This is a genomic window from Paenibacillus thalictri, assembly GCF_004307995.1.
Lineage (GTDB): Bacteria > Bacillota > Bacilli > Paenibacillales > NBRC-103111 > Paenibacillus_AF > Paenibacillus_AF thalictri.
On record NZ_SIRE01000041.1, the window covers coordinates 14,638 to 30,414 of the forward strand.

General features: G+C 45.6%; 18 protein-coding genes. 2 read left to right on the top strand and 16 right to left on the bottom strand.

Annotated elements, in window-relative coordinates:
• Positions 1-151 precede the first annotated feature (151 nt).
• From EYB31_RS36975 to EYB31_RS37015, 9 genes are all read right to left on the bottom strand, one after another.
• Complete coding sequence (locus tag EYB31_RS36975; RefSeq protein ID WP_240763194.1) at positions 152-835, bottom strand: DUF4405 domain-containing protein; 684 nt, start codon at positions 833-835, stop codon at positions 152-154.
• A 46-nt stretch (positions 836-881) separates the two neighbouring features.
• Positions 882-1,577 carry a response regulator transcription factor gene (locus EYB31_RS36980; protein ID WP_131018586.1) on the bottom strand — a complete coding sequence of 232 codons (696 nt, stop codon included), beginning with the start codon at positions 1,575-1,577 and terminating at the stop codon, positions 882-884.
• Positions 1,574-3,001, bottom strand: a complete 1,428-nt coding sequence (locus EYB31_RS36985) for a HAMP domain-containing sensor histidine kinase (RefSeq protein ID WP_165452808.1) — start codon at positions 2,999-3,001, stop codon at positions 1,574-1,576. The genes EYB31_RS36980 and EYB31_RS36985 overlap by 4 nt, the downstream gene beginning before the upstream one ends.
• A gap of 230 nt (positions 3,002-3,231) precedes the next feature.
• Positions 3,232-4,110 carry an FAD:protein FMN transferase gene (locus EYB31_RS36990; RefSeq protein ID WP_131018588.1) on the bottom strand — a complete coding sequence of 293 codons (879 nt, stop codon included), beginning with the start codon at positions 4,108-4,110 and terminating at the stop codon, positions 3,232-3,234.
• An 86-nt stretch (positions 4,111-4,196) separates the two neighbouring features.
• On the bottom strand, positions 4,197-5,135 hold the full coding sequence (locus tag EYB31_RS36995; RefSeq protein ID WP_131018589.1) for an S-layer homology domain-containing protein: 939 nt from the start codon (positions 5,133-5,135) through the stop codon (positions 4,197-4,199).
• Positions 5,136-5,228: 93 nt separating this feature from the next.
• Positions 5,229-5,873 (bottom strand): NAD(P)H-binding protein, encoded by a 645-nt coding sequence (locus tag EYB31_RS37000; protein WP_170318305.1) that lies wholly within the window; start codon positions 5,871-5,873, stop codon positions 5,229-5,231.
• 26 nt (positions 5,874-5,899) lie between these two features.
• Positions 5,900-6,571 carry a flavodoxin family protein gene (locus tag EYB31_RS37005; protein WP_206105529.1) on the bottom strand — a complete coding sequence of 224 codons (672 nt, stop codon included), beginning with the start codon at positions 6,569-6,571 and terminating at the stop codon, positions 5,900-5,902.
• Positions 6,568-7,989 (bottom strand): MFS transporter, encoded by a 1,422-nt coding sequence (locus EYB31_RS37010; protein ID WP_131018590.1) that lies wholly within the window; start codon positions 7,987-7,989, stop codon positions 6,568-6,570. Before EYB31_RS37010 ends, EYB31_RS37005 begins: the two co-directional genes overlap by 4 nt.
• Positions 7,990-8,090: 101 nt before the next feature.
• Positions 8,091-8,942, bottom strand: a complete 852-nt coding sequence (locus EYB31_RS37015) for an aldo/keto reductase (RefSeq protein WP_131018591.1) — start codon at positions 8,940-8,942, stop codon at positions 8,091-8,093.
• A gap of 238 nt (positions 8,943-9,180) precedes the next feature.
• On the opposite strand from EYB31_RS37015, the gene EYB31_RS37020 reads away from it, so the two are divergent.
• Both EYB31_RS37020 and EYB31_RS37025 read left to right on the top strand, forming a co-directional pair.
• Positions 9,181-10,086, top strand: coding sequence for an AraC family transcriptional regulator (locus EYB31_RS37020; RefSeq protein WP_131018592.1), 906 nt, complete (start codon positions 9,181-9,183; stop codon positions 10,084-10,086).
• Between the two features lie 132 nt (positions 10,087-10,218).
• Complete coding sequence (locus tag EYB31_RS37025) at positions 10,219-10,569, top strand: MFS transporter (RefSeq protein ID WP_131018593.1); 351 nt, start codon at positions 10,219-10,221, stop codon at positions 10,567-10,569.
• 66 nt (positions 10,570-10,635) lie between these two features.
• Here EYB31_RS37025 and EYB31_RS37030 read toward each other — a convergent pair whose 3' ends face one another.
• From EYB31_RS37030 to EYB31_RS37055, 7 genes are all read right to left on the bottom strand, one after another.
• Positions 10,636-11,667, bottom strand: coding sequence for an alpha/beta hydrolase (locus EYB31_RS37030; RefSeq protein ID WP_206105530.1), 1,032 nt, complete (start codon positions 11,665-11,667; stop codon positions 10,636-10,638).
• Complete coding sequence (locus EYB31_RS41365) at positions 11,645-11,770, bottom strand: hypothetical protein (protein WP_276322136.1); 126 nt, start codon at positions 11,768-11,770, stop codon at positions 11,645-11,647. Before EYB31_RS41365 ends, EYB31_RS37030 begins: the two co-directional genes overlap by 23 nt.
• Before the next feature lie 17 nt (positions 11,771-11,787).
• Positions 11,788-12,219 carry a cupin domain-containing protein gene (locus EYB31_RS37035; RefSeq protein WP_131018594.1) on the bottom strand — a complete coding sequence of 144 codons (432 nt, stop codon included), beginning with the start codon at positions 12,217-12,219 and terminating at the stop codon, positions 11,788-11,790.
• Positions 12,220-12,223: 4 nt separating this feature from the next.
• Positions 12,224-12,541 (bottom strand): hypothetical protein, encoded by a 318-nt coding sequence (locus EYB31_RS37040; protein ID WP_131018595.1) that lies wholly within the window; start codon positions 12,539-12,541, stop codon positions 12,224-12,226.
• 50 nt (positions 12,542-12,591) lie between these two features.
• On the bottom strand, positions 12,592-13,233 hold the full coding sequence (locus tag EYB31_RS37045; RefSeq protein WP_131018596.1) for a cytochrome P460 family protein: 642 nt from the start codon (positions 13,231-13,233) through the stop codon (positions 12,592-12,594).
• 130 nt (positions 13,234-13,363) lie between these two features.
• Positions 13,364-14,527 carry an alpha/beta hydrolase gene (locus EYB31_RS37050; RefSeq protein WP_206105531.1) on the bottom strand — a complete coding sequence of 388 codons (1,164 nt, stop codon included), beginning with the start codon at positions 14,525-14,527 and terminating at the stop codon, positions 13,364-13,366.
• Complete coding sequence (locus tag EYB31_RS37055) at positions 14,524-15,462, bottom strand: S-layer homology domain-containing protein (RefSeq protein ID WP_131018597.1); 939 nt, start codon at positions 15,460-15,462, stop codon at positions 14,524-14,526. Before EYB31_RS37055 ends, EYB31_RS37050 begins: the two co-directional genes overlap by 4 nt.
• Between the last annotated feature and the right edge of the window lie 315 nt (positions 15,463-15,777).

Below are 15,777 nucleotides of genomic sequence, written 5' to 3' on the forward strand. Positions count from 1 at the left end.
TTCCGTCTCTGTCGGTGTACTTCCACCGGACATCTGAGTATTACCATGATTGGCTTCGTAGTTGCTCCCGCATGCACCGAGAGCGAGAGCTATTACCAACACAGTACCGGAAATAGTATCTTTTTCATGTTATTTTCCTTTAAATATCGTATCAGTTTTGTAAACCTTCATTTTTTTCCTGCAGCCTAACAAATTTCAACACATAATGAGTCCCGCAAATATAGATTCCCATTATGGATAAATAATCGATTAAAAATCTTATCATGGTTACGTCAGTAGCCCAAAGCCCGAATGGATCATAAATAGTCAATTTGGTACCCAAATTCCGCTCGAAGGAACTCTGTACTCCGTAAACCACAATCAATACCGCCAAAAGACGCAATGATAGGGTTCGGATGCGGCTTGTACCGGCAATTCCCGTCATCCTGCGGATTGCATTGATAATCGTTCCCCAGGACATCCCTATATGAATAGCCATGAAAATAAATCCCCAATAGGACGTCATAACATGGATTTGCATGAAAAACATGTCATTTTTGATGGGTATGGGTATGAAGGCGAGAATGTCACGGGAAATTGGAACGGAACTGATGATCACCGTAGCCATGGATACAAGAAATAACAGATTGACCGTTATGCCCAGCATACGTCGTATATTGTACTTTCTCTTTAGAATGGCCTTGTACCAATGTCGATTTAACATGTTGTGGACAATAAATAATGCAAGCAGGACGACTCCAACCACTTCATGGACTAGATTTCCGGTAATCTGGTATGCCATGGCGACTAACATGAGAACTGTCATTGTAACATCAATGATTAGCTTGATCAGCATATTCCGATTCAATCAGCTTCCCTCTTTCTTAGTGGCTTTCTTGCAGCTACAGATTTATTCGATAGCCGGCTCCCCAGACGGTTTCAATCATTCTCGGTTTGGAGGGATCATCTTCGATTTTCTCTCTGATGCGATTGATGTGAACCGTAACGGTGGCGCTGTCACCGACATACTCATGCCCCCAAATCTTTTCAAAAAGCTGGTCTTTGGAGAAAACGATATTCGGATTCATGGCAAGAAACTTTAATAACTCAAACTCCCGGTTAGGAAATTTTATTTCTTGTCCGTCACGATATACTTTCCAACTGCGGGTCATGATCTTCAAATTGCCGATCTGGATTGCGCTTTCTTCCGCAGTTCGAGAGTAGGCATTGGTAAGACGATGATACCGGTTCAAATGAGACTTGACTCTGGCTACCAGTTCTGCAGGGTCGAACGGTTTGGCAATATAATCATCCGCCCCCAAGCCAAGACCGCGGATCTTATCAATGGATTGCGTTTTGGCGGTCACCATCAAGATCGGGATTTCAGTCTGATCGCGAATTTCACGGCAAATATCATAACCGCTGCATCCAGGAAGCATAAGATCAAGGATCAACAGATCGTAGCCGCCCTCCAAAATCATATTCACTACCTTGCTGCCATCGGCTACAATTTCCGTTTCAAAGCCGCTAATCTCTAAATAATCTTTTTCCAGCATAGCGATTTCCGCATTGTCTTCGGCAATCAGTATTTTCACTATGCACTACCTCCTTTGGCCGAGGGCAAAGTCATCGTATATTTCAATCCTTGATCATTTTCGGCGACAACCGTGCCCTCATGTGCCTCAATGATGTATTTCACGATATATAATCCAAGACCGCTTCCATCGCTGTTATTACTGTTTCTTGATTCGTCGCCGCGGTAAAACTGTTCGAAGATATGCGGAAGTTTGTCCGGCGACACGCCTTTTCCATTATCCGCAAAACAGAGCACTTCGTTTTCGCCTTCTTGCGTGACGCTCAGAACAAGCTTTAACGGTTCTACTCCTGCATATTTCAGCGCGTTCTCCACGAGATTGGCCAGTACCTGCCTCATTTGTTCCGTATCCACTCTGACCCAATGTGTACCATCCGATATTTCTATGTGAATCGAAGCGTTCTTCAGCTTCAAATCATCCTGAATATCGTAAGCAAATTTCCGGGAAAACTTGCCAAGATCTGTTTCTATCGGAAAAAACGGCAGATTACCGGTCTCCAGCTTGGAAAAATAAAATAATCTTTGCAGCAACACATCCATATCAGTGGCTTTTTTGTAAGCGATAGAGAGATATTGCGCTTGTTTTTCCGGAGTGCTGGCGATTCGATCCTGCAATCCCTTGATATATCCTTTTACAGAGGTGAGCGGTGTTCTCAAGTCGTGGGAAATACCGGAGATCATGTCGGTACGGGCTTTCTCATAGGCAGCGTTTTTATCCTGTTCTTCTTTAAGATGAACTTGCATTTGGTTGAAGGAAGCACATACGATTTCAAATTCATCCTTGCCTGAATACCAAATTGGCGTTGATAAATCGCCTTCTTCAATCCGCCTTGCACTTTCAGTCAATTGATGAATCGGTGTCATGATATGCTTGACAAGACGTTTCGTAAGTAGCTGACTAATAAGCAGAAGGACAGCAATAAAGGAAAGTCCAACGGCCAGAAACGTGATCAAAAATTTGTCGAAGTCGCTCTGGTCTACACCCAACAATTGGTTGTAGTTTCCGTAGTTTACCGATACCACTGCATAGGTTTCATCACCGACAGAAATGATTTGCCCTAACGATGTAACCCCATCTTCAAAAAACATGCTCGGGTGATCTGCGCTCAATTTGAGCGTTTTCAGATAAGCTCTTATATCCTTTTCCTGATGCCTTATATTGCAGTAAACCAATGAGCTTCCCTGTTCGACACAAAGTCTGTAGTTGTACTTCCCCAGTTCAAGACTGAGCGCGGACCAATCCCGGTCGGTTTCTTGAGCCTGCTTAAAAATAGAAGCAACCGTAAAAATGTTAGAATCAAGTCGATTATTCTTCTTAGTGACTTGATCGTACATATTAATCATACCGCTACCAATGGCAAGCAATAGCACTAATGACAGAAACATCATCGATGTATTCGAAATAAATATTCTCTTGCTAAGCTTCATCACAGCACCCTCTGTTTGATCTGAATTGATCATAGCAGCAGATCATAAACTGCCAGATGAAATAATATAAACAAATTCTAAACAACGAAATTTGTTGAAGGCAGTCCGTTTATTCCTTTCCCGATGAAATAAAACGGGTTGAGGGCTAACTGCCCTAACCCGTTTTATTGAGATACTATTCCTTAGCGGGTTGATAACTCAAGACGTTTGCTCCAATTTGTCTGTACCCTTTATGAAAAAAGTTCACCGTCGAAATTCCGTGAGATCTCAGCGCGACCATCAGCAAACATTCTTACGTATGAAAACCGGAAGTTTTTCGCCAGATGCTCCCCATCTGTGAAAAAGAGCGCCGTCGCTAATCCGTCAGCAGTTACAGCTTTGTCAGCTATAACCCACGTAGCCACCACTTCGCGCACCGGGATGCCTGTCCGGGCATCAAGTACATGGTGCAATCCATCGCCCCAGGATCGTCTGTTGACCGCAGATGCGCATAAAGCACGGTTTTTCAGCTTAGCCACACCGATCACTAGACTGGAGTCAAATGGATGCTCAAGCCCAACTTGAATGCTTGAACCGCCCGAATGGCGAAGGTCCCCGCTGCCGTCGACAACAAACTCCGCAATCCCGGCTTCGCATAACATTTCAGAGACGATGTCAACAAGGTATCCCTTTCCCGCCGCTCCAACGTCGATCACCAATGGGCGCTGCGTAACGAGTGTCGTACCGTTCCGGATAATATGCTTCGACCAGATCGCCTTCCCCTGAGCGTATGCCGCGGACCTGATCACGTCGGATGCAGGCATAAGTGAGTATGTCCGGTCATAACCAAGAAGCTCCAGGTCACGGCCCACAAGCGGGTCCATAGCGCCCATGGTAGCCGTGTAAAGCCGGTCATAAAGTTCGAAGAGGGGGAGCGAGTCTTCCGGGAAGGTAAAGGAGCCGCCATCAGCAGCGGCAGCAACCCGTGACACAAGGGAATCCGGGCTAAACCTCGAGTACGTGAGGTCGAATTGTTCGATCCGTTCGAGAATCCTCTGCTGCAATTGATGGCTGAGCGGTTCGCGGGTCTCGATCTCCCATTGCGTCCCGATTGCCTTGAATGTGAACATAAATCCGCTGACACCTGCCTCAGCCGCATTTTTGTATTTCCGTTCTTATGCTTCGTTCACCGCATCAGGCCGATGATGGTAACGTATCATTTCCGGGACTGTTCCTTAATTTGTTCGATCGCAGCGTTGAACCCGTCAGGGGTGCCGCTGGACCCTGCCAGGCGGTCCACCTTCACCTCATCGATGCGCTTCCCGACAACAATCGCCGGGACCGCTTCGGCGAAGCGCTGCTGCAAGTCGAGGGAGGTCGGGTTCGTTGCATGTGGCGTGACTTTTGTGGCAGTGATAACATCGTTGACCAAAGTGACGCTCACTGTGATGGAAGAGGGGAGGCCCCCATATTGACCTGTCGCTGTGTATTCGCCATCGGCATAGATGGCGTCCTTGCTCATCGCCTCTCTTGAACGATACCCCATCAGTATCGTCGCAACTTCGGCTCTCGATGCCGCACCTTTCGGATCAAACAAATTGCCCGGCTTACCATTCATAACCTGGTTTTGCTTCACCCATACAACTGCCTCTGCCGCCCAATCCCCCACCTGATCGGAATCGGCAAAATCAAGCTTCCCCTCAACCCCAACGCCGCTATTTCTATACTTCTCATAACGAAACATCAGGGCCGCGATTTGTTCACGTGTCACAGGGTCATTCGAACCGAAGGTTCGGGAATGATATCCTTCCATGATCCCGGTGGAATTAGCCCATCGAATGGCTTCCGTATACCATGCACCGGAGGCAACGTCTTCAAATGAGATTGCGTCGCTGACCAAGCGGCTGCCATCCACACGCCAAAGAACAGTGGCCAGCATCGCCCTGCTCATAGAAAGATTCGGGGAGAACGTTGTTTCAGACGTGCCGCTCATCAGGTTATTGCTTGTAGAATACGTTACCGCGTCCGCATACCATGCGTCAGGACTCACATCTGAAAATTCCGCTTTTGTTTCGGCAGCAAATGCCGCGGAGCACATCGCAACAGCAACATGGAGACTCAATAAAATGGATACTTTCTGTTTGAAATTTCTCACGCTCTTTCTCCCCTTCTCTATCTTTGTGAAAATGGGTACTCCACCTCCCGTTTCGCTTTTGCCTGATTTATTTTCTTCATCTCTTCTATGAAATCAATAAAACGATGGCTTCGCCCAATCGGTATCCGGTTCGCTTATACCAAGACTGACCCTGTGATATTTATCGCTTTGTTCTCCAATAATATCCATGACACATTGAGTTACTGCTTGACGCGTGACTTGTGCGCCTTTAAACGGTTCATCTTTTTGAGTTATCATATACTTAGTGTTACCTGCTTGGTTGTAAAGCCATGTTAATCTCAATAACGTATAATTCAGATCAGAATTTTCAAGCATCCGTGCAGATTCAACCTGGGAACGCATTCTGGGGGTTTCACCAATCATACGTTTATTCCATTCTCCGAAAGCTCCGGGCACTTCATCATAAATTCCCAATACAGATGCAGCAATGACCCTCTTTACTCCGGCATCCTTCATGGCATCAATGATGGTTTTCGTTGAATTTTCATTACCCATGTCGTTTATATATACAAGGTCGACATCTTCCATAGCATGGACCAGTTTATCTTTGTCTTTAAAATCACCATCAACAATAAGTACCCGACGATCATCGACGATATTCAAACGCTTGCGACCGTTTCTTGCAAAAAGAACGATAGAATGGTCTGTTTTATGGAGCAATTCATTGGTCAGCATTCGGGCTATTTGACCAACTGCGCCTAAAATCAAAATTTTCATAATCCCTTGCACCTCGCCTCTTAAGTTTACTTGAGTATACGTTCAAGCCAAGCATGTACTTGTGATCTCACCTCGGTTTCTTTATTGCCCTCCATGACGAAAAGAATACCATCTCGCTCTCGTCCACCCTGGACAGAGAAACCCTCGAGTACATTGCAACCAGCACAGCGTTCATTTACGTCATCAAAACTGCTGCCAACACCGTAACCGCCGTTGGTATTAAATGGTATGACGGTTTTTCCGCTTAAATCATACTTGTCAAGGAAGCTCTTGGTCGGCGGTGGTAGTTGCATGCCCCATGTTGGCGAACCGATAAAAACGTTATCATAATCACCGATGTCATCAATCTCGGTTTTCAACGGCGGCAAGTAGTTACGAGTGTTTTCATCAGATACCTGATCCACATGTGCCTGGTAATTTTCTGGGTATGGCGTTTCCAGTTCTAGCTCGACGAGCTTGCCTCCAACTTCATCGTGTATCATCTTTGCCACTGCTTCTGTGTTACCGGTGCGTGTGAGATAGACGACCAGGATGTTTTTCGGTGTTACGGGCGGAGTCTCGACTGGAATGCTGGGAGTATGGTTTGACATCGAGTTCCTTTCCGGATTTTGCCGGTTATTATTCACATACCATATGACGGCTGCGGTGATAGCAGCCAGCAGTACGATGGCGAAAATAAGGAGAACTGTTTTTTTCATTTCGTGTATTCCTCGTCTATCTCGGTATTATTGAGTCGCTCACGGCGAAAGACAATCCAGACCACAACGATAAACAGTGATGCTACCAGAATGATACCCGCACCGAATAGCGCCGCAGATATTTGGTGTGTAAGCAGTGCGTTACCCGAAAGTGTAGAAGTACTAGCGGCGGCAAATATCGCCACAAGAATCGCCAAGCCGAACGCCGCACCAAGTTGGCTTGCCACATAGGTAATACCGGAGGCTGCACCAGCATCACGGTCATAAACACCTGCAAGCCCCTCGGCTGTCAGTGGACCTTGCGATAGACCTTGGCCAATACCAAGCAAAATCAGTGGCAATGCAAACATCAATAAGTACGAGCTGCTTGGCGTAATCTGACTAATCCAGAACATACCAACTACCGTCACACCAACACCCAAAGTGATAATAAGCGGATTACCAATGCGCCGCGTGAGCCTGGGAATGTAGAGCGCTGCAAAGAAGTTTGCCAGTGTCATCGGCAGAAATGCCACACCGGTCAAGATAGGACTAAAACCTTTTACGACCTGTAGGTACTGGGTGATAAAGAACCAGAAACTAATCATGACGCCCAGGTACAGTGTTCGCGCTGCATATGACGCCGCACGACCGCGATGCTGAAAGAGTCTGAGCGGCATAATGGGTTGTCGTGCTCGCCATTCGTTCACGACAAAGACGGCCAGTAAGACAACGCCGACGGCCAGCATCATCACTGTCACAGAGTTAGACCAGCTTGTATCCGCTGCATGGACGATGCCATATACCAGCGATGACATACCGAAAACGGAGAGTATCGCCCCGATAACATCGAGTTTGCCTTTGTACGACTGTGTTTTGGCAATAAAACGTGGCGTTGCCCAGAGCGTGATGAGTCCAATCGGGACATTCAGGAAAAACGCCACTCTCCACGAAATCAGGCTTGTAACGATACCACCGAGTACCAGTCCAACGCTGGTTGCAATGCCGACAATCGTGCCATAGAGCGCTAGGACGCGAGTACGCTCATGTCCTTCTTTGAAGTTTTCGGTCAGAAGTGCCAACGTTGCTGGTGACAAGATCGACGCGCCAAGTCCTTGAATGGCTCGGAATATGATCAGCATCTCCGCTGATTGCGCCAAGCCGATTGCCAGCGACGCAAAGGTAAAGATAGAGAGGCCGACCATGAACATACGGCGTCTACCGAATAAGTCGCCAGCTCGGGAGCTGAGAAGTAACAAACCGCCGAATACTAATGAATACACATTAACAACCCACGACAAACCAACGGGTGAAAAACCAAACTGTTTGTGAATAACTGGCAAAGAGGTGGTGACAATGGATACGTCCATGACCACCATCATCGTACTTGCCAGAATGATAGCCAGAATAGCATTAGGATTCCGTTTGCTTTTACTCATCTCGTCGTCCTCTCGTCAGTGTTCGCGATGGTGGGTAATGAACGAATAGGCGGCTGGAAAACCAGCCGCTCATTACAAAAGCAAGAAAACACGATACTGAATCAGATATCAAGTTTACGGGTACCGAGCCACTTCACCTTTTCAGGATCGCGATGTGAAAAGAACAAGCTCTGTTTCGTATCTAACGCAGCAATCGACTCCATATCTTCCCGGCTTAATTCAAAATTAAAAACATTGAAGTTTTCGATCATTCTTTCCTTGCGAACAGACTTTGGAATCACAACGACTTCTCTTTGTGTCAACCAACGTAAAACCACCTGAGCAACGGATTTATGATGTTTTTCAGCTATGGATACCAATACCTCATTGTGGAACAAGTTATTTTTACCTTCAGCGAAAGGACCCCAGGATTCGATCTGCACCTTATTCTCTTTCATGAATTTTGCATTTTCGACTTGTTGGTTGAAAGGGTGCGTTTCCACCTGGTTTACGGCAGGAACGACTTCATTATGAATAATCAAATCGATCAAACGATCCTCATGGAAGTTGCTAACGCCAATGGCCCGGACCTTTCCTTGCGCGTACAGCTCCTCCATAGCGCGCCAGGAGCCATACACATCGCCAAATGGCTGATGAATTAAATACAGATCCAAATAATCCAATTGTAATCTTCCCAGCGATTTTTCAAATGCTTTCTTTGTGCGATCATAGCCGGTATCCTGAACCCAGAGCTTCGTTGTGATGAACAGTTCATTTCTTGGAACGCCACTTCGTCTGATGGCTCTGCCGACTGCTTCCTCATTTAAATAAGATGCTGCGGTATCAATTAAACGATAGCCCGCCATAATAGCATCATAAACGCTTTGTTCACATTCAATTGGATCTGCAATTTGGAAAACGCCAAAACCGAGTATAGGCATCTCAACGCCATTGTTCAAAATAACGTTTTGCATTATACATCCTCCATTTTTTTATTAATTGAAAATCGGCTTGACTTTATCACTGCATTTCTCTAATGCCAGCCTCGTTGATGATATAACAGTATTACCTCCGGGGCATAACTTTATTATGCCTTTCTGAACATGGAACTGAAAGCTAATTCCTCTCGAATCATTGCCTAATCCTCTCAAGGCTATTTCTTATTGGCAAACTACTGGCGTATAATACAAAAAAAGCATCAAGGAGGAGCCTATGTTTGAAGAAATAAGGAGCCGACAGGAAAGCCTCACAAGTCTAATTAACCGCCATTGTAAGCAAGCAGGAGTATTACAAACAACGATTCCTTCCTTGTTTCTTATTCGTTTGAATCAGGTGGATGAACCAGCTCACAAAGTATATAATCCTTCCTTTTGTTTTGTTGCTCAAGGAATGAAGGAGCTCCTTCTAGCCGGAGAACGCTTAGAATATGGCCCTTCCAATTACCTGATCACATCTGTGAACCTTCCGGTCATCGGGCATGTAGTCAAAGCTTCACCCGAAGCTCCATATTTGAGCTTAAAACTTGAACTTAGCCAAAATGAGATTTTAGAGGTTTTGAAAGACGTCAAAATTCATGCCAATTCAAAGGATAATACTTCGCGAGGCATGTTTGTCGGCCAGATTGAGTTATCTTTATTGGATGCTGTGTTCCGATTGGTTCAACTGCTCGACTCTCCTAAAGACATTCCATTCCTTGCTCCTATTCATAAGAAAGAGATCATCTACAGACTCCTTCAAGGGCAATTTGGCGCAACGCTTGCACAAATTGCAATAGAAGGAAGCAACACCTATCGCATCAGAGCCGCAATCGACCAAATTTTCCAACACTACGATCAGCCATTAAGTATCGAAGAACTTGCCGGTACCGCTAGTATGAGCATTTCTACGTTTCATAGACACTTTAAAGAAATCACTGCCATGAGCCCGCTGCAATTTCAAAAACAGCTTCGGTTACAAGAAGCTCGGAGCCTATTGTTAATGGAGTCGGCAGACGCTACTGAGGTTGCATATAGGGTCGGATATGAAAGTGCTTCCCAGTTTAGTCGTGAATATTCTCGTATGTTTGGTTTTCCTCCTAAGGCCGACATCAAGCAACTGAAGGAAACGTATGAGCACTAGAGGGAATACGGGATCAAGTTCTCATTGAGCCTTGCACCACCATATACAAGGAAGCCCTGTAAACTCCATGACTTGGTCTGCTTTCTAGTATTGTACTTAGGATCGGATCAGGCGTTTTCGTTGTCACCTCTTATGCGATCGCTGCGAAAATGGCACCTGCTAGACGACAGGGCTGGAGCAATGGCCAATATCTTACTGGGCTTTAGCGCCTTCCTTGTTTTCGGAGTTCCCATTGGCCGTATTGTCACCGCCGTGTATGATTGGAAAGTGATCTTCTGGGTTATAGGAATCTTCATCCTGTTTGGCATTTTCGCCATCGCAAAGGTCATTCCTACCCTGAAAAGCGAAGTATCCGTTCCTCTTGGCAAACAACTGGCCTTATTGAAATACCGGCAAAAGAAAAAGTGCCCGCTCCTATGCAGCCAAGGAGCGGGTTTTTGCTGCGCGGTAATTGCTCTCCCCTCGTGCGCGGATCGGCATTAAACGCGATTGGATCATACGCTGTTTTCTCGACATTGCAAATACTTTTATACAACTACAACCCGCTACTTAAAGACGTTTATCGAAGAAATCTACTGCTTTCTCTACTGCTTGAGCCACATATTCCGGTTTCCAGTAGGTTTGGATATGAGTAGCTCCCTTGATCAAGAACAACTCCTTATCGTTCGTACCTGTCGCAGCAGCAAATGCTTTTTCAGTTAAATAGAACGTATCGGCCACGCTTCCAGCCATCATCAGCAAGGGTTGGTTAATAAGATCCATATTCTCTGAAGCATCGAAGGTAAACAAATCAAGAAGGCTGCTTAACGTGTATTTGAATGTAGATTTGGGATGTCTATGCGTTTTGCCATAATATTCGTAACCGTCACGATAAAGATCATAAGGCAACGCTTCTGCTTCTTTATCCGTGAGTTCCAATAGGTCAGATGAGTATAAAACTTCGCCGCCGGCAACTTCCAGTGCACGAGCTTTTGTAGCTTGTTGCAAGCGTTCTTGGATCGTATTTGTTTGAGAATCCATGAATCCATTGCGGCGGACAAGCCCACTGTTAAACGCACTCAAAGTAACCACTACTTTGAAGCGCTTGTCCGTTTGAGCAGCTCTTAACGTATAGCCGCCTCCGCCACAAATACCCAATATTCCAATACGTTCCGAGTCAACGCCAGGATAGATGGAAAGCATATCTGCCATACCATGAATATCTTCGATACGAAACCGAGGCTTATCTACGTTACGCGGCAGCCCTTCACTTCCGCCTTGGTAAGAAGCATCGGAAACGATAGCGCCATAGCCATTTTCTGCTAAATGCTGACCATATAACCCTCCGACCTGCTCTTTAACCCCACCATTCGGGTGTGCAACCGCAACTGCAGGGTGCTTCTTGGACGGATCATAATCAGCCGGTGTATACACATTAGAAGCGATTTTTAAACCATTTAGTACATAATTTATGGAGTAAATGTTAACCTTACCTGGTTCATTCTGTGTAATAGCACCTTGGTATACCAAGCCCCACGGATTATCATTAACGCTTGGCAAACTTTCAACAGGCACATCTTCATATCGCATCTTTGACATCATGATCTCCTCCATAGTAGGTTCCTGGTGTTTGTAAAACGCTTCCTCCTGCGGCAAAACTGCCTTGATCAATTATGATCAATGGTTTCTTAGTTTCGTTATTCATACTAGGCTCCTTTCAATCTATTCAGTTGATAGTTTAGCATAGTATTCTTTTGTCACTTCTTCCAACCATTCAGTTGAAGCATCTTCCGCAGGTACTGAAATGGCAACATGAGCAAACCAACTATCGGCGGCTGCGCCATGCCAATGCTTTACTTCAACCGGAATATTGACGACATCTCCTGTTTTTAGCATCTGAGCCGGTTCACCCCACATTTGATACCAGCCGCGACCGCCCGTAACAAGCAGGATCTGTCCCCCCTTATGGTGAATATGCCAGTTATTTCGACAGCTCGGTTCAAAAGTTACATTTGTCACTCTGACTGGTTCAGTTGTTAACGAATGAACATAGCTTTTGCCACTAAAATATCGGACCGATGTTGTATTTTCATTTCCCAAATCAAAAACTTCTTTGCCTAATCTCCTCGTATATAAATTTAATTCGCTAACCAGTTTTTTAACTTCTCTTGAGAAGAAATGACATCCACATCTTCAACAGAAAAACTTTTCTCAAAGGTGCTGGTTGGTAATAATTCTTGAATTCGTTCAATTGAATTTCCTTCACCATATCCTGCATTTGACGACAAAGGATAAATCGTTTTGGCAGCGAGTAAGGGAACTCTGTCGTGATTGCCGGAAAGTCTCCAGCTTCTCTTTCTCGATTGGCACGCTCGACGGATTCCTCGTAATTTTCGATGATAATCGCATCGGCACTCTCTGTTAAAATTCTCGATGGTTTTTCAACTTTATTGGTATCTTGCCCATCTGATTTCACACCTCTACCATATTCATTGGTAGCAATAATTTCAGAAAGGGATGCAAAACCTAACTATTTTCTTTAACATTAGATATTCCAGCAAGATAATCCGCCATCGCAGCAACTTCCCAATCCTTCAGAACAGGAGTGATATGGTCCTCAACAACTCCTACAACATCCTCCAGCCGGAAACTCTTCATCCTGTCGAGCGTGTAGACAAAGTCATCCCGTTGCTGTGAGGCATGACAAGAGATGCAACTGCCAATATCTCTTTTCATATTTAATGATTGGTCTGCCTTGTAGGCTTCGAACCGCCAATCTCCATTTTGCTTCTCTTTAGGCTGGTCATTCCAGTCTGAGCGCTTTTCCATTACAAAAATATCATCTAACACACTATCCCTATAAATTTCCAAAGTGAATACAGCGCCATTGGGGATCGGCCCGCCTTTCTGTACGGCTCTAAGCGTTTCCGAACTTGCGTAGAGCTTCTCATGAGCATTTCCGCGGTCCACAGTCGTATAAATAACCCCGTTCCTATAGTTATCAGGCAGTTTAACGAGCCCCCTTCCTTCCTTCTCAACCGTTTCTTGCGTCGGCTGACCAGTGGCACTCATTTTATCGTTCATTTCACTGGTGTTGTCTTTTTTTCCACATCCAGTTAACAGGAAGATCACTACAAATGCGCAATATAATAAATAAGATGGTTTCATATTGTTTCCCTCCCCAGTTTTAGCGGCTAATCTTCGAATCCTACTCCGTTAGCTCTGTAAATTGCGGTAAACTTCTTCTTTTTCTTTTTCTGAACAAACAATAGGCTTGCGTCCTTTCGTTTCTCCCGAATCATTTTTTTGCCATATGATCCTTCCAAAATTGAATGGCTAACTCGATCCACCCTTCTGCATCAGTGCCCATTCCTAGCCCAAACCCGTGCCTGGCATTTTGATACTTATGGTATTCCACTTCAACCCCGACGCTTCTCATGGCCTCATTGCGTCTTTCAACCGTTGCCGCATTCACAATTGGGTCATCTGCGCTTACAATAACAAAAGTTGGAGGATCATGCTCCGAATAGCCCTGGTGAGCGGTATACGCCATCACAACAGCGCTTGGTAACGGAAGATCGTCGGCGTTATAGCCGGCACTTCCATTGGAGCCGATATTGGCTGCCATTCTGGCGCCTGCGGAACTCCCCCACAGCGAATAATCTTCTGTTCCAACCTCCAACATTTGCGCATGGTTAAAAATATAAGAGATAGCCGCTGCTAAATCTTCGGTTGCCCGCTGCTCACCGCCCACACGGTACTGAATCACGAAAGCATTGTATCCTTTCTTGGCTATCTCACTGGCATAGGGAAAGCCTTCATGAATGGAACCGACATAGGAAAAGCCGCCGCCCGGACTGATTACGGCAAATGGAGCTCCCGGTTCACCCCTGAAGAAGAACAGACCTGTTAATACCTTGGAAGGATCATGCCTCTTTTGGTCTTCTGTATAGAAATCGTAAAATATTTTTTTGCCCTCACTTACCTCATCAATCATATGATTGATAACGTCCACAGTAGTATTGGTGTCTATATAGCTATGATACGGCAAGAGCGAATTGATGCGATCCAAGCGCATATCATCATAAGACTGGAAATTTCTATTGGGAAGCATAAACTGTCCAAAGCCTTCAAAAGCCGGATGGTTGATAACGGAAAGCGCAGGGCTTTCTTCCGACACATAACGGTAGCTTCCGTTATTTCCATTTCTAGTATCGTCCATATTATCATCCTTGCATCGTTCAACTTCGCTTGACAATCGTGCTGAACTACCAAGTGCAGCTTGACTTTCTGGATCATTCCCTGAACAACCCGTTATTAGTATCACCAAGGGAAGCAACAATCCGAGATAAGAATGAGTCCAGACGAAATCGTGAGTACGTGATGTCAATTGTTCGATCCTATCAAGAATGCGCTGCTGCAATTGATGGCTGAGCGGTTTCCGATGATTGGAACGCATCATTTCCGGGACTGTTCCTTAATTTGTTCGATCGCAGCGTTGAACCCGTCAGGGGTATCGCTGGACCCTGCCAGGCGGTCCACTTTCACCTCATCGATGCGCTTCCCGACAACAACCGCCGGGACCGCTTCGGCGAAGCGCTGCTGCAAGTCGAGGGAGGTCGGGTTCGTTGCATGTGGCGTGACTTTTGTGGCAGTGATGACATCGTTGACCAAAGTGACGCTTACCGTGATGGAAGAGGGGAGACCCCCATATTGGCCTGTCGCTGTGTATTCGCCATCGGCGTAGATGGCGTCGTTGCTCATAGCCCATCTTGAACGATACCCCATCAGTATCGTCGCAACTTCGGCTCTCGATGCCGCACCTTTCGGATCAAACAGATTTCCCGGTTTACCATTCATAACTTGGTTTTGCTTCGCCCATACAACTGCCTCTGTCGCCCAATCCCCCACCTGATCGGAATCGGCAAAATCAAGCTTCTTATCTACTTCAATGTCGCCGTTTTTATACTTCTCATAGCGGAACATCAGAGTTGCGATTTGTTCACGCGTCACAGGGTCATTCGAACCGAAGGTTCGGGAATGATATCCTTCCATGATCCCGGTGGAATTAGCCCATCGAATGGCTTCCGTATACCACGCACCGGGGGCAACGTCTTCAAATGAGATTGTATTGCTGACCGGTCGGCTGCCATCCACACGCCAAAGAACAGTGGCCAGCATCGCCCTGCTCATAGAAAGATTCGGGGAGAACGTTGTTTCAGACGTGCCGCTCATCAGGTTATTGCTTGTAGAATACGTTATCGCGTCCGCATACCATGCGTCAGGACTCACATCTGAAAATTCCGCTTTTGTTTCGGCAGCAAATGCCGCAGAGCACATCGCAACAGCAACATGGAGACTCAATAAAATGGATACCATCTGTTTAACATTTTTCACGCTCTTTCTCCCTTTCTCTATCTTTGTGAGGATATCCGAAACGCCTGGAGTATTTTAGGGGTTATCTGTCCTCTTTTGCTTTCGTACCTAAACTTAGCGCGGGCAAGGTTGTTGTACAACAATCCCGTTTTGACTTATGATATACTCTTATTATGTATTAATTGAATAAAAAACCGATATCACATTCATCTTAAATATTTGCCTAATCCTCTCGATCCCTAGCGTATTTCTTTATAAATGAAAAGAAAAATAAGCTATTCATGAGGACTCCATGCCTACAAAAATACAAATCAGACAGCACGGAAAGTCCACCTG